Here is a 2,037-nt window from a genome sequence, read left to right as displayed (position 1 = left end):
TCTGGATACGTTTTAGAATCCATGAGGCGGGCGCTTAAAGGTAGAGCCCCGCAGTATGAGGAGGACGATATTTAATGTTTGATACAAGCGCGGAATTTAATAAGATCGCTTCGACTGAAGCCTCCGACTTGTTCGGAGCTATTCCTGAGATCGACAGGGCAATAGAGAGGCGATTTGCCGGCCAGGCGCTAACCGGTCTTGCTCGTGCTGAGATGGCCAAGCGAGGCATGACTACGCAGCCCCAGCCGACACAAAGCAGTCCAAGTGTTGGTGATCGCTTGTGGGGTTTAGCTGGCAATGCGTTGTCAAGTGCTGTCTCGGCTGGTGTTGGAAGTTTGTTCAATAAGTCCTACGCGGATACGAGCACGCCAGTAACCATGAATCAAATTACTTCGCCGCAAAGCTATAACCAGACCAGTCAGGCAGTCCAAGGAGTTTATGACTCAGGCTTTAGCTGGAATAAGGATCCGTGGCAGGGCTCAAATCCCTACACTTTTAATATGGGTTCCTGGGAATAAAGATGCTCGATCCCGTTAATTATTGGGCCGCCACATCAGGTATCGGTTCAAACAAAAATTCAATGACTCCTTTTCAGAATTTTTCTTCAAACGTTGCACGCGATTACGGCAGTAATTTCGGGTCGTACAAGGGCCATGGCAGTCAATATGGCATCGGCACCACGGCTGGATTCGAGCCAAGCAGAAGCGCAACTCGTTCGCTAATCCAAGGATTTCTCGAGGACAGGAGAACAGAGGCTGACATGGCGACCAAGGCATTGGGTGCCATGACGAATATCGCGATTGGAGGCTTGCAGCCCCAGGCTGGTGGTGGTGCTCAACCGAAACAGCCAGGCTTTGGTAAACAACTTCTAAACACGGCAGTAGCGGCAGGTGTCCCCGCTGTCGTAGGTCTGATCTGAGTCGATACATTCGGTCAAAAGCTGACCTCTTGTGCGCGACAAGTATTTAAAGGCCATTGATGTGATTGAGTCTGGAATGGCTCAATTCCCCCACAGCGTTGTGCTGTGGTCGGGCGGAAAGGACAGCATGGCCCTTCTTTATTTAATGCGCGAATGCGGCTATGAGCTGCCTGTTGTGTTCTTTAGGGAGCCATGGCAGCCGCATAAGTATGCATTCCAGGATCACATCATCAGAGAGTGGGAACTGCTCGCTTACACCTGGCACCCGTATCAGTCGGCGATGCAGGAGAAAGATGGTGAATATGAGGTGCAAAATTGGTATAACCTCAATAACACGACATTGACTTGTCCTTCAGGGATTGTACCTCCAGAAGAGGGCTATCCCTGGGCATGTGCGATCGATATGGTGGATCGACCTAAGCAACCATTCCTGGAGATCCCTAATGTCAATGCTGCCTGGGTAGGGCATAAGCGATGTGATTCAGATCCTGTCCTAGGCGGAGATGCTGGGACTCGTGTCCATGGGATCATTAATCCTGGGCATGTCACTCATTTCTTTCCTCTGAGGGATTGGTCTCACGAAGACATCTGGCGGTACATCGAGGAAAACGACATCCCCTATGACAAAGCGCGTTATACCAAGGTTGGTTCGGAGTGGATCGAGCGTCCGAAGCAGAGGTATAACGCTGACTATGTACATGCCTGCACGGTATGTCTAAATCGTGAGTCAAAAGAGAAGGTCGTCTACTGTCCAAAGCTCAAGTTTGAAATCCAGACAAATGTCGAAAAAGTGCCCTGGGTAGAACCAGAAAAGTTGAGTTATATGGAAGATTGAAATTTATAGAATGTGCATAAAGACGGGGAACCTTTGTAGTGGCTCGAGATCCTAGAAATACGGCATTAGTGCTTGCCAGCGACTATGCGGATGCCGCAGTTCCTCGAGCGACGCGTTTAGCCGCTGCCGGTGATCAGAACTTTCTGCAGAAAGCTCTGCAGATGTTTAAGGGTGGCAAAGCTGGTGGAGCTGCCAAAGTTCTTTCCAAAACACGCCTACCTCTTGTCGGCCTTTCGGTCCTTGGGTCCGCAATGGCTGCTGGCGAGGAGTTTGATGGCGAAGG

The 2,037-nt window shown here is 50.4% G+C and carries 4 protein-coding genes; all 4 read left to right on the top strand.

The window, feature by feature from the left end; translation table 11 throughout:
• The first annotated feature begins 74 nt into the window (after positions 1-74).
• Positions 75-518: a hypothetical protein gene (locus AACP44_RS09170; RefSeq protein WP_339340226.1), complete on the top strand. Its 444-nt coding sequence runs from the start codon at positions 75-77 to the stop codon at positions 516-518.
• Positions 519-520: 2 nt separating this feature from the next.
• Positions 521-919, top strand: a complete 399-nt coding sequence (locus AACP44_RS09165) for a hypothetical protein (protein ID WP_339340225.1) — start codon at positions 521-523, stop codon at positions 917-919.
• Between the two features lie 31 nt (positions 920-950).
• Positions 951-1,754 (top strand): phosphoadenosine phosphosulfate reductase family protein, encoded by an 804-nt coding sequence (locus AACP44_RS09160; protein ID WP_339340224.1) that lies wholly within the window; start codon positions 951-953, stop codon positions 1,752-1,754.
• Positions 1,755-1,792: 38 nt separating this feature from the next.
• Positions 1,793-2,037 (top strand): hypothetical protein (locus tag AACP44_RS09155; protein ID WP_339340223.1); only part of this gene is annotated, 245 nt, incomplete at its 3' end.

It is taken from the genome of uncultured Oceanicoccus sp. (assembly GCF_963968385.1).
Taxonomy (GTDB): domain Bacteria; phylum Pseudomonadota; class Gammaproteobacteria; order Pseudomonadales; family Dasaniaceae; genus Oceanicoccus.
This window is presented reverse-complemented; position numbering and strand designations above follow the sequence as displayed.